Source organism: Candidatus Bathyarchaeia archaeon (genome assembly GCA_035935655.1).
Classification (GTDB): Archaea; Thermoproteota; Bathyarchaeia; order 40CM-2-53-6; family 40CM-2-53-6; genus 40CM-2-53-6.
On sequence record DASYWW010000046.1, the window covers coordinates 39,391 to 64,535 of the forward strand.

General features: G+C 50.9%; 21 protein-coding genes, 1 tRNA gene and 1 pseudogene. 17 read left to right on the top strand and 6 right to left on the bottom strand.

Annotated elements, in window-relative coordinates:
- Window positions 1–7: 7 nt before the first annotated feature.
- From VGS11_09270 to VGS11_09280, 3 genes are all read right to left on the bottom strand, one after another.
- Window positions 8–2,548 carry an STT3 domain-containing protein gene (locus VGS11_09270; GenBank protein HEV2120276.1) on the bottom strand — a complete coding sequence of 847 codons (2,541 nt, stop codon included), beginning with the start codon at window positions 2,546–2,548 and terminating at the stop codon, window positions 8–10.
- 236 nt (window positions 2,549–2,784) lie between these two features.
- Window positions 2,785–3,432 carry a hypothetical protein gene (locus VGS11_09275; GenBank protein ID HEV2120277.1) on the bottom strand — a complete coding sequence of 216 codons (648 nt, stop codon included), beginning with the start codon at window positions 3,430–3,432 and terminating at the stop codon, window positions 2,785–2,787.
- Window positions 3,433–3,497: 65 nt separating this feature from the next.
- The gene (locus tag VGS11_09280) at window positions 3,498–4,154 is read right to left on the bottom strand and encodes an FkbM family methyltransferase (GenBank protein ID HEV2120278.1); all 657 of its coding nucleotides are present in this window, start codon (window positions 4,152–4,154) and stop codon (window positions 3,498–3,500) included.
- Between the two features lie 80 nt (window positions 4,155–4,234).
- Here VGS11_09280 and VGS11_09285 point away from each other — a divergent pair, with 80 nt between their 5' ends.
- The 3 genes from VGS11_09285 to VGS11_09295 all read left to right on the top strand — a co-directional run bounded on the left by VGS11_09285 (window position 4,235) and on the right by VGS11_09295 (window position 5,959).
- The gene (locus tag VGS11_09285; GenBank protein ID HEV2120279.1) at window positions 4,235–4,399 is read left to right on the top strand and encodes a hypothetical protein; all 165 of its coding nucleotides are present in this window, start codon (window positions 4,235–4,237) and stop codon (window positions 4,397–4,399) included.
- Between the two features lie 272 nt (window positions 4,400–4,671).
- Window positions 4,672–5,235: a hypothetical protein gene (locus VGS11_09290; GenBank protein ID HEV2120280.1), complete on the top strand. Its 564-nt coding sequence runs from the start codon at window positions 4,672–4,674 to the stop codon at window positions 5,233–5,235.
- A 52-nt stretch (window positions 5,236–5,287) separates the two neighbouring features.
- Complete coding sequence (locus VGS11_09295; GenBank protein ID HEV2120281.1) at window positions 5,288–5,959, top strand: FkbM family methyltransferase; 672 nt, start codon at window positions 5,288–5,290, stop codon at window positions 5,957–5,959.
- 626 nt (window positions 5,960–6,585) lie between these two features.
- Here the strand turns inward: VGS11_09295 and VGS11_09300 are convergent.
- Both VGS11_09300 and VGS11_09305 read right to left on the bottom strand, forming a co-directional pair.
- Window positions 6,586–6,695: transfer RNA gene (locus VGS11_09300), tRNA-Ser, on the bottom strand.
- A gap of 76 nt (window positions 6,696–6,771) precedes the next feature.
- The gene (locus tag VGS11_09305) at window positions 6,772–7,812 is read right to left on the bottom strand and encodes a phosphate uptake regulator PhoU (GenBank protein HEV2120282.1); all 1,041 of its coding nucleotides are present in this window, start codon (window positions 7,810–7,812) and stop codon (window positions 6,772–6,774) included.
- 86 nt (window positions 7,813–7,898) lie between these two features.
- Between VGS11_09305 and VGS11_09310 the strand changes: the two genes are divergently transcribed.
- From VGS11_09310 to VGS11_09360, 11 genes are all read left to right on the top strand, one after another.
- The gene (locus tag VGS11_09310) at window positions 7,899–8,219 is read left to right on the top strand and encodes a hypothetical protein (GenBank protein HEV2120283.1); all 321 of its coding nucleotides are present in this window, start codon (window positions 7,899–7,901) and stop codon (window positions 8,217–8,219) included.
- Window positions 8,216–8,377 (top strand): hypothetical protein, encoded by a 162-nt coding sequence (locus VGS11_09315; GenBank protein HEV2120284.1) that lies wholly within the window; start codon window positions 8,216–8,218, stop codon window positions 8,375–8,377. Before VGS11_09310 ends, VGS11_09315 begins: the two co-directional genes overlap by 4 nt.
- A gap of 19 nt (window positions 8,378–8,396) precedes the next feature.
- Window positions 8,397–8,633: a hypothetical protein gene (locus tag VGS11_09320; GenBank protein ID HEV2120285.1), complete on the top strand. Its 237-nt coding sequence runs from the start codon at window positions 8,397–8,399 to the stop codon at window positions 8,631–8,633.
- Between the two features lie 111 nt (window positions 8,634–8,744).
- Entirely contained in the window at window positions 8,745–9,887 is a 1,143-nt protein-coding gene (pstS, locus tag VGS11_09325) for a phosphate ABC transporter substrate-binding protein PstS (protein HEV2120286.1), read from the top strand.
- Between the two features lie 277 nt (window positions 9,888–10,164).
- Complete coding sequence (gene pstS / locus VGS11_09330) at window positions 10,165–12,201, top strand: phosphate ABC transporter substrate-binding protein PstS (protein ID HEV2120287.1); 2,037 nt, start codon at window positions 10,165–10,167, stop codon at window positions 12,199–12,201.
- Between the two features lie 122 nt (window positions 12,202–12,323).
- On the top strand, window positions 12,324–13,958 hold the full coding sequence (locus VGS11_09335; protein HEV2120288.1) for a hypothetical protein: 1,635 nt from the start codon (window positions 12,324–12,326) through the stop codon (window positions 13,956–13,958).
- A 147-nt stretch (window positions 13,959–14,105) separates the two neighbouring features.
- Window positions 14,106–15,272 carry a phosphate ABC transporter substrate-binding protein PstS gene (gene pstS, locus VGS11_09340; GenBank protein HEV2120289.1) on the top strand — a complete coding sequence of 389 codons (1,167 nt, stop codon included), beginning with the start codon at window positions 14,106–14,108 and terminating at the stop codon, window positions 15,270–15,272.
- 78 nt (window positions 15,273–15,350) lie between these two features.
- Entirely contained in the window at window positions 15,351–16,349 is a 999-nt protein-coding gene (gene pstC, locus VGS11_09345) for a phosphate ABC transporter permease subunit PstC (protein ID HEV2120290.1), read from the top strand.
- A gap of 2 nt (window positions 16,350–16,351) precedes the next feature.
- Window positions 16,352–17,206 carry a phosphate ABC transporter permease PstA gene (gene pstA / locus VGS11_09350; GenBank protein ID HEV2120291.1) on the top strand — a complete coding sequence of 285 codons (855 nt, stop codon included), beginning with the start codon at window positions 16,352–16,354 and terminating at the stop codon, window positions 17,204–17,206.
- 74 nt (window positions 17,207–17,280) lie between these two features.
- On the top strand, window positions 17,281–18,042 hold the full coding sequence (pstB, locus tag VGS11_09355; GenBank protein HEV2120292.1) for a phosphate ABC transporter ATP-binding protein PstB: 762 nt from the start codon (window positions 17,281–17,283) through the stop codon (window positions 18,040–18,042).
- A 14-nt stretch (window positions 18,043–18,056) separates the two neighbouring features.
- Entirely contained in the window at window positions 18,057–18,692 is a 636-nt protein-coding gene (locus VGS11_09360) for a phosphate uptake regulator PhoU (GenBank protein ID HEV2120293.1), read from the top strand.
- A 488-nt stretch (window positions 18,693–19,180) separates the two neighbouring features.
- Here VGS11_09360 and VGS11_09365 read toward each other — a convergent pair.
- A pseudogene (locus VGS11_09365) lies at window positions 19,181–20,056 on the bottom strand (DNA methyltransferase).
- 160 nt (window positions 20,057–20,216) lie between these two features.
- Here VGS11_09365 and VGS11_09370 point away from each other — a divergent pair.
- From VGS11_09370 to VGS11_09380, 3 genes are all read left to right on the top strand, one after another.
- Window positions 20,217–21,395, top strand: a complete 1,179-nt coding sequence (locus VGS11_09370) for a transposase (GenBank protein HEV2120294.1) — start codon at window positions 20,217–20,219, stop codon at window positions 21,393–21,395.
- A 106-nt stretch (window positions 21,396–21,501) separates the two neighbouring features.
- Window positions 21,502–21,771, top strand: a complete 270-nt coding sequence (locus tag VGS11_09375) for a DNA-directed RNA polymerase subunit H (protein ID HEV2120295.1) — start codon at window positions 21,502–21,504, stop codon at window positions 21,769–21,771.
- Between the two features lie 25 nt (window positions 21,772–21,796).
- Window positions 21,797–25,144, top strand: coding sequence for a DNA-directed RNA polymerase subunit B (locus VGS11_09380; protein ID HEV2120296.1), 3,348 nt, complete (start codon window positions 21,797–21,799; stop codon window positions 25,142–25,144).
- Window position 25,145 lies beyond the last annotated feature (1 nt).

Sequence of the window (25,145 nt, forward strand, 5' to 3'; positions counted from 1 at the left end):
AACTCTCTCACATAAAAGTCAGAGGCTGAGGCATTGTGACCCCTATATCCAAGAGTTGCGCCGGATCACCAGGCCATCTCGCCCGGACCAGAATGTAACTGTTAGGCTTTTGACCTGTGGGCACACTGCCAGTCCATTTGTAGCCAAAGTGGCCAGACGTCGCTGTCACGTTGGCAATGAAAGTCCAACTCCCTCCAGGGACGGTTGAATATTCTAGAATAACCGGAATCTTGTCCGTTGTTGTGTCGATAGGTTTGCCTGTCGAGGTCGTCAATGTTCCCGTGATATTGGTGGTCCCCCCGGATGTGGGAACGATTGGAGGGGACAGCTGGGCTGTCATTGACGGAGTGTCAGGGTATTTCACCGAGTAGACGAGCACATATGACGAGGAGGACGCGAAGTCCTGAACAAAATAGTGCGGCGAAGCAGGTCCGGTATCGTTCAGATCATTCGGCCGTCCCCCGGGATAACTGCTGCGCATCAAGAGGCCGAGTACTGTGTTGCTTGTTGGGATTTGCACGTTCTGGTAATTACTGGTAATCCTTTCCTCAGTGGTCTTGTTTCCTATGTTCACGATCCGGTGGTAGTCTGACGCGCCGGTCGAGGGATTCGTAACTATCTGCTTGAAGGTAACTTTGGCGACTCCCATTGGGGTATTGATTGATGTGCCGTTGCCTATCCTTACCATCCAGTACCATTTGCTGTCATCACCATAGCCACAGAATGGCGGTCCGTTCGAGCCGCATAGTCCGCGGTTATAGCTGATGAAGATAGCAACGTGGGTGACTCTTTCCTGACGCATGAGCTGGATGGCTAGCGTCTCGTTCAGCATGAATCCTGTTGCTATGTCCTGAATGGCTGTCGTATTCCCTGTTCCGTTATCCGACAGGGTGCGAAGTCCAGTGTTCACCGTGATCCAGTACCCATAGTCCCACCATGCAAAGACTACACTCGTCTGTGGTAGATTATTGCCCATCCAGGAGAGGGCTTCAAGCCAATCAGGCACCGCTGCTCGAACCGGCAAGCTCGCTGAGGCGATAGTCGTCGGGGTGTAAGCTGACTGGACAGCGTTGATGAAAGTGGGGACCACTAGGACAAGAATGATCAAAAGGATGCCTAGACTGAACTCGCGGCTCACCCTACTGGTGAAGCGAAGCTTTCTGCGTGGAAATATGACAGCCTGTTGGATAATGTCCATCGCAGGCTTACCCAGCTCGACTACGGTTATCGCAGCGAGAGTTGCCATCACAGGTGCGAGAATTAGGGTAAGCCGGACCAAGCTGGCCGCGAAGTAGAATCCCGTGACTCCGAAGATTATCAAAAGAACGTCTCCCTCGCGAAGGCGCTGAAACGCGAAGAAGAAACCAAACACTCCAAGGATTATCAGGCTGCCTAACTCGAGATACAAGCTTGCCCAGGTTGAAGGCCGGTTTTCAGCTACAGATGCAACAAGGGGAATATTGTTCCGGACAAACGGGTCGACAGTAGCGAGGAATTTTCCTTGGAGCAACGCCCCAGAAACGACCTTGGTGCTCACTAGCCCGAACACGACTCCCGCGCTTGCGGCAATCGTCAGAGCCAGAATGCTCAGTCTTCCTCGAGTGGACGGAGCAAGTCGTGCAAGCTCCATCACCATGAGAAGGCCCATAACTGCCAGTAAAGCGATGGTGGTACTTTCTGTCAGGAACGTGTGTCCTAAGAGCGGGATCATCGTCCCGATGTACAGCATGAAGCCAACCGTAATTCCGTAAGCTAGGAAAAGGCGCGGCGTGTATCGCCTCAACACCACCAACGCTAAGGCGAACAAGCCTAGCACCTCTGCTGCGTAACGGAAGCTTCCCCACGAAATCGTCATGTAGATGAGGCTGATGCTAGACATCATGCTGTAGATGATAGTGCTCTTCATACTTCTTCCCGGAGTAACTGCACGCATAAAGAATAGAAATGTAAGAATCATCGTGGGGACTCCAACTCCTTCATTACGGAAGAAGCCGAGCTCTGTGCGGCTGATGAGACTGGAGCTGAAGGCCGTAAACAAAGCAGCGAACAGTCCAGCGCTTTTTCCCCAGAGGTCCTTCGCAAAGAAATATGTGACAAGGACGGCGAAGGCGCCTAGTAGGATCGGGCTGTATACAGCGGCATCGTAGAGGCTGATGTTAATCCCGATGGACTGGAAGAATTGGTAGACTAGGGTGCCTGTGAAGCTCGTGCCTGGATAACTCGTGGTGACTGGAGCACGCCCGAACGGGAACCACTCGTTAACGTTGACGTAGGTATACCAGGATTGCCAGCCATTTGCGGTAATCTGCCGCATATCGTTGAAATTGAAGTAGGGGTCGAATTCGGAAATGTATGCTCCCCAGCGAAGAGGAAGCAACCTGACCAGTGAAGCTAAGATGAGTGTAAGAGAGAGAATCGAATAGTGAAGAAACGATGCCCGAGAGATCTGACCTAAATTGTTCCTTATTGCCCTGAATCGAGATGCAATATTCTCCCGCGTCAGGCCTGCTCGGATGTCGCCAAGGAAGCCTCCAGGTTCAACCTCCAACTCTTGCTAGCACACTCTTCAATGGACCTAAGTAGACACGAGGAAGATGGCTCCCTCCCTTGACGTTAATATTCTTGTGGTTCAAGACCTTCAAGAAACTCGCTTTCAGTCGCGAATGCGGCTCAGTTCAGAGCAACACCCCTCTACTACGGGTGAGTCGTGAATGGCATCCGAATAACCGGATCGCGTTCGCCATTTCTGAGAATAAGCATCTAGGAGGGCTTAGTAGCAGATTCTTACCGTTTCCGACGTCTCTCAAGGTATGCATAGCCGAAGGTCAGGCACCAAACGAGGCCAAGCGCGATGACGAGTAATTCCTCAATTCCGCTGAGGAAGTACAAATGATTGAAAACGATGAGCCAAAGGGTACCTAGCAATCCAAAGTAGATGTAATTGTGCTGATGTCCAACCGCTCTTTCAGTATACCTCCAGACTTGTAATGGGAGTCCGACTGGAAACTTGGCGATTGGAGCTAAGACCAGGAAGATCCAGCTGATCGGAGCTAGTACTATCAGCCAGTTAATGCTAGCATTCCAAGGAGCTCGGAGCAGCTGGAAAGTTCCTATCAATACGTATGCGAAGAAAATGGTGATCCCCAACGACTGGTTACAGTACCATAGAAACGGTACGTCGATCAAAGCCAACATAGCTATCCAAAGCCTTCCGTTGTTTCTAACCACCCGCACAATGGGCACGTTGATTGCGTACCAGATGAGCCCGTACGGGACGTATGAGAAGTCCGGAGCGTATTTGATGATCTTGTGGAGGTTGGAGAGGCCGGGTATGATATACGATGTTATGTCCTTGTGGACTGGCCGTCTGGCTATCCAAGTCAACCGAAAGATTGTAAGCGCAAATATTGTAACTATTATTTCTACAGCCATGTGTTCCATTGCCCTTCTAGGACCTCTTACCTGGCCCTATTCGTTCTGATCACACCCAAAGCTTCTTAGTTGCAGAGTAACCAACTTTGGTTCTGATTGAACCGATTCTTCCGTCTGACTTCCGTGATCGAATATCCCAGGGCTTCAAGATAGTTTTTCACGTTGCGCAAAGTTTCTGGGCTGTGAGTTTCAACCACAATTCTCGGTTTTCTCTTCAATGTCTCAACGGCTCCCTGAAGCACAGGATACTCGTTCCCTTCCGTATCTATCTTCACCAAACTAGGTTTGAGCTTGAAGCTGTCAAGAGTTCTGATTGGGATCAGATGTTCCACTGCTCTTCTATAGAGCAGACTCTTAGTCGATACTCTCATTTCACCATGTGTGTTTGACAGAGCAGCTGAGAATACCGAAACATTTTCGAACCCATTCATCGTTACCGTTGTCCGCAAGATCTTGTTCGTTGTTATGATCGGTTCAAAGGCCACTACCCGGCGGAAAGTCCTTGCTGCTCTAACCGCCCACGTTCCAACATGCGCGCCGACGTCCACGAAGAGATCTCCGTTGAATGGATTGACCAGTGACCGCAACCAGTTCTCATGGCTAGGCGAGAAATCGGTTCCTCTAACATACCACTCTAGCCCATCTGTCTTTCGTCGACCTCTGATCCAGTTGATCCGATACCTAGGTCGAACTGCGACCCGGGCAGATTGAAGCAACGTCATTTAGACCTCAAACCTCTAGCTCCATTTGAATTCGCGACACGCTCCCAAAAGCGGGAACGGAAAGGGAGAGGAGAAGTGCGTTGAAGTTTAGCGTGGTTGATCTGGGACGAGATTATTCGGGTCATATTAGCGACTTTGCCGAGGCTCGCAATTCGTTCATCAAGGATCTACCCGACAACGAGTACAGTCTTGTTTGTCGACAGCGACGAAGAGACTCCGAAGATGCTGCTGGACTACTTTGGTAGATTGAAGCAACAATTCCCATTCTACTGGGTCAGGCGGATTGAACTGGTGAACAACAAATATGTGCCCGTCTTCAATCCGAACTATAACGGAAAGCTCTGTTCCAACCGAGTTAGGTTTATCGGTCGCGTCCACGAATGATCACTCCTAGAGAGCCGCATGGCGTGATAGACATTTCCATTATCCATAATCACTCCGGTCCCTCGTCTTATTTCGGAGGAGCGGAAAGCATGCTGAAGCTCGGATTGCTGAAAGTTCGCGAGGTTATTCGCAGATGGTAACAAAAGCCAAGACCGTAGTCGTTAACTTTCAACCACCAGAAACATACGGCGGGTTTGTCTCGAAGATAGTCGATCCCGTCCTCGATGAATTCAGCCACTTCCTGATTCTTGACAGCGATACTACGTGTGATTTCTCCGCTGAAACTGTCGCCGAGCAATACCGGGAGGCGGACGTGGTCGGATTCAACGTGATTTCTTCCTCCAGGATTTTCGGAGCTTGGGAGAAAATGACCTATTGGTTGAAACTGTCTCCGCGGGTAAGGGGATGTGCTATGCTTCTCTCCTCCGATTTTCTTCGGCGCATTGGAGGCTATCCCCGGGGCGAGTTTGTTGACACTGTCTTGTTGCAGAAGAGCAACCGCACGATTGTTGCCCCGTTTTCAGTCCATCACTTGCAACGTTTTGATCTGAGGCACTCAATCTGGCGGCAGGTTTCTGATGGCAAGTTCCGAGCGGAGCTTCGATATCCATTCTGGAAAACCCTGCTTCATTCTATCTTCAGAGTTCGCCCGTTTGTCGTACTGTCCTATGTTTTTCACAGACTTCCGAAAGAATGAAAGGCGTGGATTCGATCACTTCTCGTGATCAAGCTTACTGAAGGACAGACGCGTGAAGGATTACAGGTTCCTCTTCAAGAAGTACGTTCTGCGAAAATATCCTGCATATGAGCCTCAAGTGCGAAGGGAACTGTCCAGGATCCGAGGAGATCTTTTCGTTGATATCGGGGCGAATGTTGGAATCTACACCGTTCGATTAGCTTCTCATTTTCGAAGCGTCTATGCTTTCGAACCCAACCCAAACGTTCTTCCTGAACTGAGATGGAGAATTCGCAGATCACGAAGGAACAATATCGTTGTTTTCCCGATGGCCCTCGCGAACGCGAATGGCAAAGCCGAGTTCTACTTGGACGCTCAGAGAACATTCAGTATGCCCACCGATATACTGCTGAGATTGTTCAGATTTGAACCGGGGAGAGATCAAAATGCCGGACTAACTAAGACTCATCACGGGAGAAAAAAAATAACCGTTCCAACAGCCGCCTATGACTCCCAGGTTCCAGAATCGGCTGATCTAGTCAAGATTGACGTTGAAGGAGCAGAATTCTTAGTCCTCGAAGGCGCAAAGAAGGCGCTCGAGTCCGGCCGCATAAGAAGACTGATGATCGAACTTCACGACCTCGAAAGACAGGGCGAGCTCGAGGATCTTCTAACCGGATACGGCTTCAACCTAAGAAAGCTGGACCCAAATAGTTCGCGCATCATTGCGTACGCTCGAAACTGAGGTTCAAGCCAGAGTCAAAACTATGACGCTCCGCAAAAGAGCGGGGCGAGAACTGAGAAGATACGAAATTGGTTAAAGATGGGTTCCGCAGTTCTTGCAGAATATGGCTTCACTCGGGTTGTCAGTCATACATGCTCTGCATGGATTCCGATTTGTCGCCGCTCTGGGAATAGTAAACGTCTTAGTTGCTCCCGAATATAGATTGAACTTGTCGCCTCGCTCACATCGGAACCTTGAGACCCGATATTGTTGAAATCTCCATTCGCGTTCAGGTGCACCTGATACCTCAAGCCCGCATTTAGGACAGCTTATGCTCATAGATTCCCCCGAACATTTTTTCTATGCAAATCGGATATTTAAAATGAGATAGGCTAAGCTGTACGGATCGCCTTCACGGTGAGACTTCTCACACCAACAATTCCACCTTCGATCGAGTTCTCCAATTCCGTAGCGACAGGTCCAACTGTCAGGCCGTCATATTGCCATGAACAACAACTTAGAGACCAGCTACGATGAACGGGCCAACCCCTTCTCAGTTTGGGTCCCTAGAGTGTTTCGGTAACTGCATAGCGGATTAAGGACAAGCAAAGATTTCACACGCGGAGTCTGTGTGTCCTGATAGGTAATGGCGCCGGGGGTGGGATTTGAACCCACGAGGGCCTAAGGCCCATCGGATCTCCGCAACCAACAATCTGGCTTAGCAATCCGACGCCCTACCAGGCTAGGCGACCCCGGCTTACCAGGCTGAAACAAAATGTTCGTCTAAATAACTGTTCAATAGGACGGAGTCTATTTCGATCAGATCTTGACTTTTAGTAGAGTTCACGTCTTCTCGCGGTGAGATTGATCCCCATCTCCGCAATATCCTCAGAATACTCGGCAACTCGTTTGAGACTTTCCAGGACCAAGCGGACGGCCACAGCCGACGAGGGTCCCAAGTGATACTCATGGAACTTGGTCGCGATTCTCTCCGCGTCATTGACAAGTCGCTTTGCGGAGATAATCGACGCATTCGCGATAACGGGGTCCTCCTTCACTAGTGCTTTCAAAGCATCCTCCAAAACCGAGTTCGTAAGTGTGCTGACCTTCGTAATCTCATCCAGCAGACGCGGTGGGAGCGGGTGTTCAATAGTCTTCGACATCGCAGCAATAGTTGTCCCATGGTCCGCTATCCTCTCCAAACTCTTAGACACTATCCGGTACACTAAACAATCTCTTGGATCCATGAGCCCGATGGCCTGGATCATGCTCCTGCTCAGGACCGCCATCGTCAACTGCCGAATGATGAATAGGTAGAACCTGTCAACTTCTTCATCTCGCTTGATAATCTCGTCCGACAGGGCAACATCTCTACTACGTAACGACTCGACAGCATCTCGCAACATAAGCTTGGCGATAAGACTCATCCGAGCAATGACCTTAGGCGCTGGCAAATCGTCATAGCTCGAAATACACTGGATTACAAGTTCGTCGCGGGACTCTTCGAGAATCTCCGCCCCGACAAACATCCGCCTGGCTGCCTCCCGAAGAGATGTTCGCAAAATGGGCGTAGAGGTTGGTGGAAACCGAATCCTGATGAGATCATAACCCGCAAGATAGTGCGCCACCACAACCCGTAGTGCCTGTTCACTATCTTGGTCCTTGTTGATCGATAGGGTCGCTTCGACGCTTTTGTCAAGACCGAGAGGGACCTTCTGGTGAGGGACAATTGAGAGGGACGAATCTGCTCTAGTTACGACTGCGATGACGTCGCCGACCTTCAGGCTCTGTTGTTTGATCCAGTCTTTGGGGAGAGATAATGTGTAACTTGCTCCACCAGTCATCTGAAGCTTTCTAAGCTCAACTTCTTCCAAACCATTAGCCACCATTAACCCTACTGTCGCTTACGGAGATTCTCAGTGTCGCTATATATTATGTCGGGCATTTATATATTCTCTCGTTGGGCTCTCATCACGCTCAGAAGCGAATGAAATCCTACAGGATATTCAACAACACGCCCGTCAAGACCCTTATCCCAATCGGGCCAAGTTCAGATCGGCCTCGCAGAAATTCGGGAGTGAACCTCTCTGAAGATGGCTTTCGAACCCTGAACATGAAGATGGTTAGCCCCTCTTTTGAGAGTATGAAGCTACTTCATCCCGCAATTGGCAACGTGATCAATGAGAATTCTCGAATCTTGTCCTGGGACAACCCATCCCTCTTCGGCCCTAGTCCAGATACTGGGACCACCGCGGAGAAGAGCGTCTTGGAGAAAGAATGAGTTTGGAGAGCGTACACAACCAGGTCTGCCCGAACTGTGGGGACAGGCACCTCACTGTCTTCTTCTCAGATTACACGGACGACAAACTTCGAGTATGGTGTGAGAGTTGCAATCTCAAGGCCTACTACTGTGGAGAAAAATCAGTACTCATCAACTAGTAAGGAGGAACTGGGGAGAATGCCGGCAAGACTGAACTCGCCAAGGGCGAAATTCATGGCTGCAGTAACCGAAGAGACTTTTCAGGTTATGCTTGGAGAAGCAAAGTCAAGAGGAATATCCGTGCAGGAGCTCCTTCGCGCGGTCATTATTCCCGAATGGGTTAGAGGCGTTCGAGTGGCGAACCTTATCACAGCGTCACCAATCGCCGAGCCTCGAGCCTACATACAGCGCCGTGAAGGTCGGACGCCCTTCTAAGCTTCCCCCCGATTCTAGATAATCAAATACGGAGCTATGTTCGTTCGCCGTAAAATCCGTACAGGCTACTTATTCATAGGCAAAGAACCCGGTCGCGGTTAGCAGCCGCCAATGCCTCGCCCACGAATGACGCTAATCGCAATGTGTGCCCTTGCCCTTTTGACAGCCAGCATCTACGGTGGAATCGCACTATACTCTTCGGAAACGAGCCCGCTCTTCGCCTCGTCATCAGGACAAAGTGTTACATTGAACGGGGCCGGAGCAACGTTGTCCTATCCTCTTCTATCAAACATAGCGCTCTCATACACGAAGATCCACCCTAATGCATATGTCAACTACCAGCCAATCGGAAGTATAGCTGGAATCAACGCTCACATTGCTAAAACAGTGGACTTCGGAGCTACCTACCCGCCTCTTACAGACGCTCAAGCGATACTAGCGCCTAATACCCTGCATATTCCGGAATCCATCTCAGCAGTTGTCCTCGGTTACAATATCAAAGATCCTCTAACGAGACAACCAATCTCGACAGGACTCCGTCTCAACGGAACGACAGTAGCAGAAATATTTCTCGGAAATATCACAACATGGAACGATCCCAATATCACCGCTCTCAACCCCGGCCTAAATTTGCCAGATAGTCCAATTCAGACGATTCACGATACACTCGCTGAAGGCGGGACATTCGTATTCACATCGTATCTCTCCTTCGTTAGTTCCGATTTCAGAACCCATGTGGGAAACGGCACCATAGTTCCCTGGACAGTCGGGCTTCAAGTACCTGGAAACGCGGGCATAACCTCACTCGTCAATGGAACACCCGGTTCAATTGGATACATAGAACTAGCCTACGCCCTCCTCAGCCACGTACCATATGCATCCATTCAGAATGCCTCGGGGAAGTTCATCCAGCCCTCTCTTGAATCAGCTCGAGCTGCAGACGACCAGCTTACCACAGTCCTGCCTGCGGGCAAGGGCAGGTGGTCAAACATCACCCTCCTCAACGAGCCAGGGCCCAGTGCCTATCCCATAGTCACTTTCACGTACATCATCGTTTACCAAGATCTCTCGGTCATAAGATCCATGGACCTCAACAAGGCCAAAGTATTGGCAGACTATCTTTGGTATATGGTCCACGATGGACAGTCCTTTGCACCCGCACTTGCCTACGTTCCGCTCCCCGCCAACATTGTCTCCATAGACGAAAGCTCGATAAAGTCGATGACGTTCAAAGGAACACCTCTGATCTCATAATACGCCCAGGTTTTTTTGATCGACTTTGTAGAAGTCCGCCACTGATTCGAAACAGTTCCGAGGATAGCCGGCAGTTTCCCCCGATGAAGCTATCGCGGGATAGAGATGGCTTTCCCTGGCGTTCCTGGCCCTGACACAGCGTCGAAATAGACTACTATGTAGAGCCATCGCTTTGTCCTACGATTCTACTGTGAACTATTGACATCTACGTAAACCAGCGGGAGAATCGGTCGAGAGCCATTTTATCAGATGCCAATGATGTCACGCACGAAAACATATGAAAAGCAACAACATCAAAATCACAAGCACGATAGTACTAGCACTTCTACTCGCAAGCCTAACTGCTCACGTGGTAGCGTTCGGAGGAATAGGATCCTCAGGTCGTCAATATCAGCCCGCGATCAGCCCGCAGGCAGTGACCCCTCTGAATCTAGCCGTCAAACTCAGCGCTGATGGTGCGACTTTTCCTGCCCTCCTCATTCAGAACTACATCACCGGTTATCAGGGGCTTCATCCCAACGTTACCATAACTTACTCGGGAGGTGGTAGCGGACAGGGTCAGAGAGACTTCATCAACAAGACCATGGACTTCGCCGCCTCCGATGCTCCTCTGAATGCGGGGCAGAGAATTCTCGCTCCTAACGCTCTTCACATTCCCGAGACCATTGGATCTGTGACCGCAGCCTACAACCTGCCCGGCAATGCGACCGGAGTTCTAAACCTCGACGGACCCACCCTAGCCAACATCTACCTTCACAACATCATCAATTGGAACGACTCTGCAATTCGAGCACTGAACCCAGGCCTCAAACTACCCAACCAGACCATAAAAGTCGCCTATCGAACCGAAAGCTCTGGAACAAGCTTCGTATGGACAAGCTATCTCAGCGATGTAAATAACCAATGGCGAACGACTCCGGGCTTAGGACCATCGACTGCCGGGCCAACATATCCCTGGCCAACTGGAGTCGGATCTATTGGGAACGGGGGAGTTGCAAAATACGTTAACACCACTGCCTACGCCCTAGGCTACGTTGAGCTCGCATACATAATAACCAACCACATGACCGTTGCCAACGTCAAGAACCCAGCTGGCAACTTCATCTTTCCGTCGGAGCAATCCACTGCTAGCGCGGTCGCTGACTCAGCAGGAAATCTTCCGCCTGGCAATGGAGACTGGTCTGCAGTAAGCCTGCTCCTCGCCCCCGGCGCCAACGACTATCCGATAGCCAGCTTCAGCTACTTCCTCGTCTACAAAGAACTTAACGTGATCCCCTCGATGGACCTAGTGGACAACATACAGGCGCAGACACTCAAAGACTTCCTTAACTATGCAGTTACGACAGGGCAGGGTTTTGGATCGAATCTAGGATTCGTACCTCTTCCCGCGGTCGTCGTAGCGAATTCCCAAGCAAGCATCAACTCGATAACTTTCACACACGTTTCAACACCAGTAACCCGGACCGTGAGCCTTAGCGCAAGCGGAACCGCATGGAGCCTAACAAGCCTCACCGTAACAACAGGCGACACAATAAACTTCAATCTGCTCAGCACTGATGGACTGCCACACAAATTTTACATCGACTTCAACAATAACGGAGTACTAGACCCGAATGAAGACAACAATTGTGCGTCACCTGTATTCAGCTCATCTACAACACCAACCCCGTGGGCATTCAAGCCAGTAATCTGGTCCCAAGAAGGAATCCCCGCCGCAGGTACCTACACCTTCAGAGACGCCAACAACGCAGCCGCGTTAGGAACAATAATTGTTCAGCCACAGCAAACAGCCGCGGTATTGCTACCTCACAGTAGTCTCACCTCATCTCTTGCACCGGTTCTCGACTCTTCACGAGTCACTGTGATAGGCAGTGGAATAATCGATCAACGAACGAGACTTTTGTCCGGAAACCTCACTGAGGTCGCCGTTGACAAGGCTGCAACATCATTTACATCAGCTACATTCATCAAAAGCTACATCATACCAAGCATCACAATGTCCACCACAGGTACAACCTCCACCGTCAGCTTCGGGCTAAACGCAGCAGTAGCACCCTTTGCTCTTAGTACCACGATCCAGATCCAACTGAACGGGCTTACTGGGTCGTCACTGTCGGGACTAACAAGGGAGTTGGACGCGGCCGGCCGAGGTGTAGTTGACATCGTGGATCTCTCCGGTTTCGCCTTCCACTTCGATTCAGTCCTCGGGCAACCCAACTACGACCCGCGCTACGATGAGAACGCTGACGGTCGCATCGACATCATCGACATATCGACCGCAGCACTCTTCTTCGACGATCTAGCCTTCAGCTAAACTTGGCCTGTCCTACCATGAACAAATCCCCCTCCCACTTTTTTTAGTAACAGAAAATCTGTTCTGACCAAAATGCGAACCATCATAAGACGGAAAATGCGTAACGCGGCCTGAAATGAAAGATGGTTTGTCTCAAGGCTCTAGGGCTCATAATTATCACAGCGATAGCGATGGCCTCAGCATTTTCCCGTCCAGCTCACGCGGCCGGAATTGTCCTTGTAAATCCTCCAATCACTGGTCAACAACCTACTATAGGGTCAACATTTAGTGTTCAAATCAAAGTAGCGAACATAGATCCCTTCAACGCTTGGGACATTCAAGTAGTCACTGACCCAGCAGTAATCAACGCGACGAGCCTCTCAATATTTGGAAATGTTCTTGAGGCTAACTACTCTGCGACTGTTCACGAACTCGCCAACTGCGTAAATGGTGGAGGGATTGGTTGCCAGTTATCGGACGGACAGGGTATCGTTCATTCAGCAGCCCTCGTCTTCGGTCCTTCGCCTCAACAAGGACCGAGCAGTGGGCTCTTGTTCACAATAACCTACAAAGTTGTTAGCACAGGATCTTTCAGTCCGCTAGAACTGCTGAACTATCTGATCGCATCCAATGGAGCACCTGTTTCAGTGGCCTCCCAGGATGGAGCATACGGGACTGTCCCCCCGCAGAACTTCGCGTTGACATCGTCCATGTCATCAATTACCCTGATACAAGGCTCGAACACGAATGTCACATTGACGGTCTCCAGCGTTGGAGGGTTCTCGGGAGTAGTGGCACTAGACAACACAAGTTCCGTTCGCGGTCTCTCAATCTATCTGAATGCAACGAACATCTCACTTTCCCAAGGACGGCGCGCAATCGTAGCAATGAGGGTTGCCGCTCACAACACTACGTCGGCAACTGGGTATACTCTCAGGGTAACAGGAAGGAGTGGCTTCCTTTTTCATAGCGCAACCGTATCGGTGACCGTAACGCCTCCTGCTGACTTCATACTCGACGTTTCGCCGAGTGTGTTGAAAATTCACGCGAGCGGCTCAGGTAGCTCGATAATCACAGCATCCACCCGTTCGGGTTTCTCAGGCTCAATTCGGCTCAAGATGGACCGCCCCCCCATTCCAGGTTTACTCGCTACGCTCGGCTCAACCAATCTTACGATTTCTCAGGGCGTGCCCGCAACGACCGTGTTCTCGGTCCGTACCCCACCATCGGATCTGCCTTTCGTATATCTCATAAACATAACCGCGATCAGCCAGTCATCAGTTCATTCGCCCTTCACGATTTCCGTGAAATCCCCTTCGCCAGATTTCGGCTTCCAAATTAGCGGCTCCGGTTTTTCGGTTCAAGCAGGCCAATCTCGCACATTCACTCTCAATGCGACAAGCGTTGACTATTTCAAAGGACAACTATTCCTGCTTGCAACCTCGCTATCCGGGGTTGCCGAAACATTCACTCGACCCGCCATAGCCCTCGATTTCGGCAACTCATCAACTTCAATGATGACAATTGCGACCGATGTGAATTCGGCGCCCGGAAGTCACGCCGTAAATGTGACCGCTCTTGGCACAACGTTCCTGGGAGCCAGCGTGACCCACGTTATAACCATGGTCGTGACAGTCATCCAGCCTCTAGCGGTGAAGACTATTCTAGGCGTGCAGCCTGTTGCGTACTTCGGAATCTTGGGGGTTCTCTGGCTGGCCCTTGTTGGTATAGCAGTCAGAGAGGTCAGAAAACCAAAACCCAAACGATTTCTAAGCTAGGCAGAACTGCTCTCGCAAGGCAAGAGTCGGCTGCGGGTCGTTGCGATACGTAGTCGCGAACTATGGATATACGTAGCTCCTCCCGACAATCCCTACGTTCAGTTATTCTAATGCGATCGGGTTGCCTCGGCAACGGAGTCGAACAAGTTGGCAAGTAGTGAATTGATTCCAAGAAAACCCGGAATCAGCAAAATGATCTTCATAATCACCCTAATTGTTGTAGCCGCAGTGAGCGGAGTCACCGGTTACTTGGTAAACGGATACTTGCACCCGGTGCAATCGGCACCTAACGAGACCCTTAACGGCGCCGGCGCAACTTTCCCGTACCCTCTTCTCTCCGCGATCGCCCTCAACTACAGTCGAAGTCACACGAACGTGGCGATCAACTATCAATCTATAGGAAGCGGCGGAGGAATCAATGCCTTGATAAAGAAAACCGTTGACTTCGCCGCGTCGGACGCTCCGCTGAACGCGTTGCAGAGAGGCAACGCTACCAACTCACTACATATTCCTGAAACAGTGGGAGCGGTAGTTGTCGCCTACAATGTGTTCGAGCCTGACGGCAAGACGCCATTGCCAACAGGTTTACACCTGAACGCAACGGTAATCGCGAAGATTTTCCTGGGGCAAATAAATAATTGGAATGATACGAGCATAAGACAACTTAATCCAGGCTTTGGATCAATCTTACCGAATCAACAGATCGTGTCCGTCCACCGTTCTGATGGATCGGGAACCACATTTGTCTTCACAGGCTATCTTACTGCGGCTACTACGATATGGACTCCTGGGCAAGGCACATCAGTCACGTGGCCGGCGCCGAACGGTCTAGGTGCATCCGGTAACGAGGGAGTCGCGGGAGTAATTCGAGGCACACCGGGAACTATCGGATACGTTGAGCTAGCCTACGCGGTTACCAACAACATGAAGGATGCAAACGTACTGAATCACGATGGCAATACCTACGTGAAACCCTCACTGACCAATGTTACCTTTGCTGTGACTAACGCAACGTCAATCTTTCCCAAGGGAAACGAGAGCTGGTCCTCAGTCAACTTGCTCAACGGTCCCGGCGCTAGCACCTATCCCATTGCCAGCTTCTCCTATCTACTCGTCTACCAAGAACTCAACGTCATCCCAGGCATGACCCTCGACAAAGCAAAGGCGTTGGTGGACTTTCTATGGTTCACAGTCCACAATGGACAGTTCCAGGCACCTCCTCTATCGTACGTTCCGCTACCCCAATCCATCGTACATATTGATGAAACCACGATTGCCTCAATCACTTACAATGGCCAAACTCTGCCCAATTAGAGGCAAGACCTCTATGCAGAAAACGTCTTATTTTCCATAGTTGGGCCGGAAAAAATAGCCCATGGTGTCACATTCCACATGGGGGAAACTGAGCGCGGAATTGTATTCAAGCGACCGTCTTCAGATGGCATTTTCAGGGGTCTAACAGCCTCTTTTGCATTCGCAATAGCTCTAATTCTCAGCCTCCTTGTCGCCGTCCTGGTCATAGGCTCCGGTCCAGTTTGGAACAAGTTTGGGCTGAGCTTCTTGACCGGAACAACGTGGGACCCAGTCAAACAGATTTTTGGAGCCTTACCCTATGTATTGGGTACACTAGTCACATCCATGATCGCAATAGCGATCGGGGTTCCTCTAAGTATCGGAATAGCCATCTTTGTGTCCGAGATGGCCCCTGAAACCATCCACCCTCGCGGGGTCCCCAATCTGTCTCTCAATGTAAAGGGGTTTTTCTCGAGCGCGATTGAACTTCTAGCGGCTGTTCCCAGCGTCATCTACGGCCTATGGGGCTTATTCGTGTTCAGGTTTTGGGTACTAGACTATGTCGAGACCCCCTTGTCAAAATATCTGGGGTCGATACCGGTACTCAGCGGCACACCATTCGGCCTAGACATTCTCACCGCCGGCCTAATTCTAGCGATCATGATCATTCCGACTGTCTCATCAATTTCTAGAGAGGTCATGAGTTCAGTTCCTCGCTCACAAAGAGAAGCGGCGTATAGCATTGGAGCGACCAGATGGGAGGCCGTCAGGATTGGAGTGCTGGGCTACGCACGATCGGGAATCTTCGGGGCCGCAATCCTTGGCCTTGGAAGAGCGGTCGGAGAGACGATGGCAGTCACCATGGTCATCGGGAATGCAATAGGAGCGCAAGCCGTACCAACTTCATTGTTCAGACCAGGTCAGACGATGTCTTCGCTAATAGCCAACGAGTTTAACGAAGCTGACCCTACATCCTTGCACCCCGCAGCTCTCATAGGAGTGGGACTAGTCTTGTTCATGTTTGCGCTAGCGATCAATGTTGTCGCTCAACTCTTGGTTTGGAGAGTCTTGAAGGTCCAAGCGGGGGCAGTGGAATAACCATGTCGAATCGGTCAATGCGAGGCTTCAAGGACCGTCTCGCCTTGGTGCTCGGGGCGCTATGCGTCTTACTCGCGATGGTGCCTCTCCTCAGCATCCTGTTCGATGTCGTCGTTCGAGGGGGACCAGCTTTGAGCCTTGAGTTTCTAACGAGCCCACCAGGAGTCATAGGACAGCCCGGAGGAGGAATATCAAACTCGATCGAAGGTACTTTGATACTCGTGGGGCTCGCCTGTATCATTGGACTCCCTCTCGGACTTCTCTCAGGAGTGTTCTTGGCAGAGTTTGGAGACAACCAGTATGGTAGAGTCATCAGGTTTCTTAACGACGTTTTCTCAGAGTTCCCATCCATAGTCGTGGGTATTCTGGCCTACACTCTTGTAGTCGTGCCACTAGGAAGTTTCTCAACAATTGCAGGGGCGTTTGCTCTATCAATCATAATGCTCCCAATTGTCACTCGAGCGACCGAGGAATCCCTGAAGCTTGTTCCGAACTCCTTGCGTGACGCGGCGATGGCCTTGGGAATACGAAAATGGAGAGCGACCTTCAGCGTCGTGATGAGCACGGGAAGAGGGGGTGTTGTCACCGGAGTGTTACTCGCTTTGGCTAGAATCTCTGGGGAAACCGCCCCTCTGATACTAACGGTTCTGGGAAGCTCGTTGTTCTTCTCCGGGCTAGGTCATCCCGTGGACGCTCTCCCCTTAAGGATCTGGCGGCTAGCGTTGCTTCCGTACCCCTATGCGCAGCAACAGGGTTGGGGGGCGGCACTAGTCCTAATTCTGGTGGTTCTGACCTTAAACATCGGAGTAAGACTAGCAACCAGGGGAAGATTTCGATCAATAGGGTCACAGCTTTGACACAAGATCTACAATTAGAGGAAAGAGAGAGGGAAACCGTTAGTAGCGAGCTTGCAACACGACCTTCAAGGCCCATGGAGAAGCCGAAGATCCGAACTGCGAGCTTGAACGCGTGGTATGGAGCGACCCAAGCTCTCAGAAATATTTCTCTCGATATGAGCGAACATTGCATAACGGCAATAATCGGGCCTTCCGGATGCGGAAAATCGACCTTTATTCGATGCTTGAATAGAATGCACGAGTTGGTGCCTCGGGCCAAGACCTCTGGTGCGGTTATGCTGGATGATTCTGACATTTACGCGCGAGGGGTGGACCCGGTTTCGATCAGAAGGAAAGTAGGCATGGTTTTCCAGAAACCGAACCCATTCCCGACAATGTCGGCGTACGACAACGTTGCTGCAGGGTTGAAACTGAACGGAATAAGAAACCAAGAGAAGCTTGACAGAGCGGTCAAGCACAGTCTTGAACAGGCTGCACTCTGGGATGAAATCAAGGACTCTCTCTTCAAATCGGGCGCAAGCCTTTCAGGCGGCCAACAGCAGCGGCTCTGCATTGCCCGAGCACTTGCTGTCGAACCGGAGGTCATTCTGATGGATGAGCCCTGCTCAGCTCTGGACCCGATAGCAACTTCTAAGATTGAGGGACTGATGGCCAATCTGAAGGAGCGATACACGGTCGTTATCGTAACGCACAATATGCAGCAGGCCGCGCGGGTTGCTGACTATACGGCTTTTCTGTACCTTGGTGAGCTGGTGGAATTCGGCGAAACAACTCAAATATTCGAGAATCCGAGGAACGAGTTGACAGAACGCTACATAACTGGAAAGTTCGGCTAGAGGCAACTGTTCGTTTGGCTAGACTAATGGACATGGGCCTCGAAAGGCTGAGGAACATGATTATCGACATGGGCAAACTTTCGGATAGTACGGTATCGACAGCCATTGACGCCTACGTTCAAGGGAAGGATATGCGGGATCGGATATACGGATGGTCCGAGGAGTTGCGCATGCTTCAGGACGAGGTCAGCGAACTCGCCGTGGAGCTACTAGCAAGATATCAGCCAGTTGCCACCGACCTTAGGTTCATCAAATCTTGTATGGAAATAGCCTATGGGCTTTCTCGATTCGGAAGATACGCTCACGACATCTCAGACGTATTCGGAATCTTCGGAGATCTATCTAGTTGCGACAAGTCCTCCATCAAGGAAGCCGGGGAGCACACTAAGAGCATGATACATCTGAGTATCAAGGCATTCAACGAGAGAGATGTGGAGCTCGCGAACCGAGTCCGGAAAATGGATGACATCGTGGACAATATCTATCTGAACTTCGTTAAGAGAGCGGCTCACGGTACCGGCACCGATTTGAAATGCACGGTGTCTGGAACTCTCATTCTAAGGTACCTGGAGAGGATAGCAGATCACGCTACTTATGTTGGCGAATCTGTTCTTTACATAACATCCGGGGAGCGAAGTCCACGAAAATAGCTCGGCCGCGCCCGAGCAATCCCTTTTCGATTCTGCAGATGCCGGTAATGAAGGATAATGAGATACTTACCTAATCAGTAGTATCAGTCGGATGAGCAATTATCCATGGAGACTACTCGATTAGTATCGAGAAAGAATGATTCCGAGCGATTCGACCGAAACCCGAGATATAAGACCAACAAGAGTTCGAGAAGCGACTTACAGAAGCGGAAGGCCTTCCACGTTCTCATTGTCATGCACCCTTGGTAGACCGAACGTACTCGCAAATTTCATACGCATGATCGTCAATTGGAAACGAAGAGATCGCTACCGCGACACCGGCGAAAGCGGAGAAACCTACGACGCTGAAATGGAAGCCGCCGCCACCAAGCTGTAACAAGTACTGAGGGTAATTGAGAACTGAGTCGGGTTAACTCGACTCCACTGGTAGTTTTCTCAGCGGCGCGTTTGTCTTCCGTTTCCACTACGAGTGGACTAGTGCCGTCATTTTAGTCTAGAATCGGCGCAGTGCGCGCTTCCTTCCGGAATACTAAACAGTATTGATGCGAGCGGTTGCCGACCCAGGCGTTGTAGATTCCGAGGGGGAGCAATCGCTTATCATCGTGCAACCAAACTCTCTCGTCTTTCGGGACCCAGGTCTTTGACAGGCTAGTCAGCGTCTCAAACGCGAGCGGGTGAAGACGACCTTCTGAGAAAACATTGTTCGTCACGACAACCAAGTATCCTCCGACTTTCGTTGCGCCGTACACCTCGTCGAAGATTCGTTTCTGGGTGTCCAGAAACATCTCGTAGTCGTTAATGTTACCAATATCTTGGGGGTCGTCGCTGTAGATCGTGTCCAATCCTTTCAGTTTGCGCTCCCGCTGTCGGAGGCTTGCGCGTCTCAGCTGATTCCAATATGGTGGTGAGGTAATGCAGAAATCGATCTCGTGAATTTTGTTCTCCTCCAGTATCTTTCGTAAGCCTCGGGAATCCCCTTCGAATACCAGTTGTCTGGTTCCTTCAGAGAATGGAGCTGAATTAAGTCTCGATCTCGCCATCGAAGCATAGCGGGAATTGATCTCAATTCCGACAGCGTTACGCCCCGCCGCTCTTGCTGCGAGAAGTGTACTTCCAGTTCCGAGGAAAGGGTCGAGAACCCACATGTTTCGTTTCGTGAAGAACTCCACAAATTCTTGGACTAGGGTCTCCGGAAACCCCGCCGGGTGGCGGAGTTTGGTTTTATCCCGAGGCGGTGGACTGTGTTTGAACCACGACTTCGTGAACTTGATCCATTCCTTTCCCGAAAGATCATTCAACCGGTTTACTGGTCGACGTTTCTTGGAAATTTCGTCGTTCGACGACAAGGGTCTTATCGGCACTTCTTTGTTGGAAAGCCTGTTAACTTTTTTTCGTACTGAAAGGTGTTGTTGACTCTCGTCCTGGGATGATACTGGTTTCGGGAGTGAAGGTTATCTTCGCCATCCTCTCTACCCAATTTAGCTAGAAACACACTCGTTTGTTAGGCGCGTGCTGGTGCTAGCAGTGAAAACGGTTAGACAGAAACATCAAGCCTCGCCCGAACTCCTGCGACTACTGGACGAGTTCAGACGTATGGTGAACGTCTGCATCGCTGTTGGAATAGAGCAGAACGTTTCCAGTCTCAAGACTCTCTCGTTGAAATCGTATCATCGTCTCAGCCCTAACATGCTCGGCTATTATAGGCTAGGAGCGATCAGCACAGCCACCGCAATACTCCGCAACCATCGAAAAGCCAACAGGAAGAATCCTCGAACAAAGCTTCCGTACGCCAGGAAGCTGATGCTGACCACCTGTTACGGGTTCAAGATAAAAGACGGTTTTCTCAGATTTCCGGTCAAACCACGACAGTACGTTCATGTCAACCTCAACAGTCACACGCTCAAGGTTATCTCCAGGTTTGACGTTCGCTCCATCACGCTGACCCCAGAATCGCTCAGCATGAACTACTCGAAAGAGACAACCGAGATTGAACCGGAAGGATACGTTGGGATAGACCGTAACCTGGACAATGTTACGGTCGCATCAACAGATCGGACAGTTCGAAGATTCGACCTCTCAAAGGCGACTGCAATCAAGGCCGATTATCGTTATGTTAAGAGTCGGCTCACGAGAAACGACTCCCGAACAAGAGCGCGAGTCTTCTCGAAGTATGGAGAGAAGCAGAGGAACCGTGTACAACCAATACTCCACAACGTGTCGAAGAGGATAGTTAGGGGTGCAAAGACCGGGCGGTATGGAATAGTCATGGAGAAGCTGACTGGACTGAGAAGGCTGTATCACAGAGGCAACTTCCAAACCAGAAGTTATCGTGCTAGGATGAACAGCTGGAGCTATGGAGAGCTTCAACGACAGATAGAGTACAAGGCACGATGGGAAGGAGTGAAGGTAATCTACGTTCCTGCTAGGAACACGTCCAAGCGGTGCTCGATATGCGGGTACAAGACCCTAGAGAGCACCCAACGAAGACTATGGTGTCCACACTGTGGCGCCATTCTAGACAGGGACGAGAACGCAGCAAGGAACATAGCCGCGGGAGGGCTGAGGTTCAGCCCCAACGGGCCTCCAGTTGAAGCAATGGTAGAGGAACGGGAACCGGAGAACGCGACCCTAATCCTCAAAGTCGATGGAGACAAGTTAAGTCAACAACCCACAACTACGGGAATCAATCCGACAAAGACTTAAACAGAACCGAAACTAGGTTTATTAACGGGTTTCCGGCCGCCGTACTTTTCACCTGTGGTAGGTCGGACTCTAAGCCGTCCCCCGCTCCCGAGGTAGCTACTAATAATTGGTAAAGAAGCAGGACAAGGAGAAGGAGCTCTCTTACGACGTATTCAAGCACGAACTGGTTCCCAAACACGTCCTCCTAAATCCTGAAGAAGCAAAAGAGATCCTAGGCCGTTATCACATCAAACCCTTCCAGCTACCCTACGTCAAGTCTAGCGATCCCGCTGCCAGAACCATTGGCGCGAAGCCTGGGGATATCATCAAGGTCATCCGTAGAAGCGCTACCGCGGGCGAATCCGATTTTTACAGATATGTCGTGGAAGATTTTTGAAAAATAATGTTTTGAGAGAAATAGAATGGCTGTAACAACCCAACAACTCTGGAACCTATCTAAAGAGTTCATCAAGGACAGCGGCCTGGTCCGCCAACACGTCGACTCCTACAACGACTTCGTTGAAAGAGGACTGCAAGCAATCGTTGACGAAGTAGGAGAATTACCAATAGAAATTGGAGATTACCCTCTACGGATCAAACTTGGCAAGATCGAGATTGGCGCACCTCGAGTAATCGAAGTAGACGGCACAGAGAGATCGATTTATCCGGCCGAAGCTAGAATCAGGAACCTAACCTACGCTGCTCCCCTGCACATGGAAATGATCCCTGTAATTGGGGAACGTGAGGGCCAACCCGAAATGGTCTACATCGGAGACCTGCCCGTTATGCTCAAATCGAGAATCTGTCTACTGTCCAAGCTCTCTGCCGATGATCTCATCGGTGTTGGAGAAGACCCACTTGACCCTGGAGGTTACTTCATAGTAAATGGATCAGAGAGGGTCATTGTTGCGCTCGAAGACCTCGCTGCGAACCGGATCCTCGTCGACGTTGAGCATACCGGCGTTAACCCAACCTACAAGGCCAAGATATTCTCCACCACAGTAGGATTCCGGGCACGGATTGAGGTCGCCCTGAAAAGCGACGGCGGAATCTACGTGACAATGCCCGGGATTCCAAGCGACATCCCCCTGATGATACTCATGCGAGCGCTTGGTTTCGAGGAAGACGCCAAGATCGCTGAGCTAGTCAGCACAGACTCTGACATACAGGACGAGCTTGAAGCATCTTACGAAAAATCGTTAGAAGCCAACAACAGTCATGACGCCCTTCTCTATCTAGGCAACCGTCTAGCCCCAGGGCAGGTTGACGAATACAGACTAAAGAAGGCAGAGTCTGTCTTGGACAGAAACTTCCTCCCACACCTTGGCAGATTGCCTTCAGAGCGCAGAGAAAAGGGTCTCTTCCTAACAGAAATCGCTGCGCGAATCATAGAGGTCAAGCTTGGAAGAAGGAGCGCCGATGACAAGGACCATTACGCGAACAAGAGACTAAAGCTAGCCGGTTCCCTCCTGGCAGAGCTCTTCCGAATATCTTTTCGAAACCTTACCCGAGATCTCAAGTATCAACTTGAGAGAATAACTATCAGACGGCACATAGAATTCTCCATTGCCAACGCCATACGCCCAGGAATTATCACCGAAAGAGTTCAGCACGCAATCGCTACGGGGAACTGGGTGCGGGGCAGAATCGGAGTTACACAACTCCTAGATCGCACCAATTTCATAAGCACTCTAAGCCATCTTAGGAGGTTGCAATCTCCCCTCAGCCGCAGTCAACCAAACCTCGAAGCAAGAGACCTTCATCCGACTCATTATGGAAGACTCTGTCCAGACGAGACTCCTGAAGGATCGAACTGCGGGCTTGTGAAGAATCTCGCGCTCTCGAGCAGCATATCCGTTGGAATCGAACCGCGTGAAATGGTAGACAAGTTGCGTAGAATGGGTGTGAGCCCGATCGAGGAATCTGACAAGAAACTCCGAGCAACAGGAGGCAAGGCCATAGTCGACGGGATACTGGCAGGGTACTCCAAGGATCCCGAAGCTCTCGCGGGCGAACTCAGAGAATACCGGCGCGAGGGAAAACTAAGCTCTGAAGTGAATATCTCCTTCCACCCACCTGAGGCCCAGGGAGGACGGCCAGACCTGCACGTAAATTGCGACGCGGGAAGGGTCCGACGTCCATTGATAGTAGCTGACGGTGGCAGGCCGCGACTGACTGAGGACCATCTCATACAACTAGAACAAGGGCGAATCACCTGGCAAGACCTGGTGAGGTCAGGGGTCGTAGAGATGCTCGATGCCGACGAAGAGGAGAACGCCTACATCGCGATGTATGAACACGACCTCAGAAAAGATCACACCCATCTCGAGATCGCCCCGTACGTAATGCTCGGGATAGCTGCTAGCATGATTCCATTCCCCGAGCACAACCAGTCTCCTCGAAACGCGTATGAATCAGCTATGGCGAAACAAGCCCTCGGCGTTTTCTCAACCAACTTCTTCACCAGGGTGGACTCGCGTTCACATCTCTTGCATTATGCGCAGACCCCGATTGTTCAGACGAAGCCGATGGAGGTCTTCAACTATCTCGAACGTCCATCCGGACAAAATGTCGTTGTGGCGATTCTCTCCTTCCAAGGCTATAACATGGAAGACGCGATCATCATCAACAAATCCTCCGTTGACAGAGGCCTTTTCCGTTCTACATTCTACCGAATTTATGAAGCTGAGAGCAGACAGTACCTCGGAGGACTGCGGGACAAGTTCGAGATTCCGGAAGCAGGAATTAGAGGATACCGCGGCGACCGCTACTACCGACTCATAGAGGAAGACGGAATCATCTCCCCTGAAGCAGAAGCCACCGGAAACACCGTCCTGGTAGGAAGAACAAGCCCGCCAAGATTCATGGAGGAGTACCGTGAGTTTGAGGCAAAAGGTCCGACGAAACGCGACTCTTCAGTGACGATGAGACCCTCAGAGCAGGGAACCATCGATCAGGTATTCGTAACTGAATCGATCGAAGGAAGCAAGCTCGTTAAGGTCAAAGTAAGAGACCTTCGAGTCCCCGAACTAGGCGACAAGTTCGCGTCACGTCATGGGCAGAAAGGAGTGATCGGACTGCTTGTCCCCCAGGAAGACATGCCCTTCACCATCGACGGGGTCGTCCCGGATGTTATCATCAATCCCCATGCAATACCGTCGAGAATGACGATCGGACAGTTCGTAGAGACATTAGGTGGAAAACTAGCATCGCAAATGGGAGAAATAATGGACGGAACAGCCTTCGAAAACATAGGACCCCAGGCCATAGGTGATATGCTGTCGAAGCTCGGCTTCCAAAAGAGCGGACGAGAACTCCTCTATAACGGAATCACCGGAGAAAAGCTCGCCGCAGAACTGTTCATCGGAGTCGTCTACTACCAGAAACTCCACCACATGGTAGCCGACAAGATGCACGCCCGGGCAAGAGGCCAAGTCCAGATGCTCACCCGCCAACCCACAGAAGGCAGAGCTAGAGGGGGAGGATTACGATTCGGAGAAATGGAAAGAGACTGTCTCATCGGACACGGCGCCTCGGCTCTACTTCGAGACAGGTTGCTAGAGGAGTCTGATAAGTACATAGCCTACGTCTGCGAGACATGCGGCACCCTAGCCTACCACGACATCAAACAGAACAAGTACATCTGTCGGATCGACGCTGAGAAAGCCGTCATCTCTCCAGTCGCAATATCCTACGCGTTCAAGCTTCTGGTTCAAGAGCTCATGGCGCTTGGAATCGCACCCCGACTCAACCTAGAGGAGAGAGCATAAC

Coding starts and splice junctions, on each gene's coding strand:
- pstS (HEV2120287.1), top strand. CDS start 10,165: ATGAAAAGCAACAACATCAAAATCACAAGCACGATAGTACTAGCACTT.
- VGS11_09275 (HEV2120277.1), bottom strand. CDS start 3,432: ATGGCTGTAGAAATAATAGTTACAATATTTGCGCTTACAATCTTTCGG.
- VGS11_09290 (HEV2120280.1), top strand. CDS start 4,672: ATGGTAACAAAAGCCAAGACCGTAGTCGTTAACTTTCAACCACCAGAA.
- pstA (HEV2120291.1), top strand. CDS start 16,352: ATGTCGAATCGGTCAATGCGAGGCTTCAAGGACCGTCTCGCCTTGGTG.
- pstB (HEV2120292.1), top strand. CDS start 17,281: ATGGAGAAGCCGAAGATCCGAACTGCGAGCTTGAACGCGTGGTATGGA.
- VGS11_09280 (HEV2120278.1), bottom strand. CDS start 4,154: ATGACGTTGCTTCAATCTGCCCGGGTCGCAGTTCGACCTAGGTATCGG.
- pstC (HEV2120290.1), top strand. CDS start 15,351: ATGGGGGAAACTGAGCGCGGAATTGTATTCAAGCGACCGTCTTCAGAT.
- pstS (HEV2120286.1), top strand. CDS start 8,745: ATGCCTCGCCCACGAATGACGCTAATCGCAATGTGTGCCCTTGCCCTT.
- VGS11_09315 (HEV2120284.1), top strand. CDS start 8,216: ATGAGTTTGGAGAGCGTACACAACCAGGTCTGCCCGAACTGTGGGGAC.
- VGS11_09335 (HEV2120288.1), top strand. CDS start 12,324: ATGGTTTGTCTCAAGGCTCTAGGGCTCATAATTATCACAGCGATAGCG.
- VGS11_09320 (HEV2120285.1), top strand. CDS start 8,397: ATGCCGGCAAGACTGAACTCGCCAAGGGCGAAATTCATGGCTGCAGTA.
- VGS11_09380 (HEV2120296.1), top strand. CDS start 21,797: ATGGCTGTAACAACCCAACAACTCTGGAACCTATCTAAAGAGTTCATC.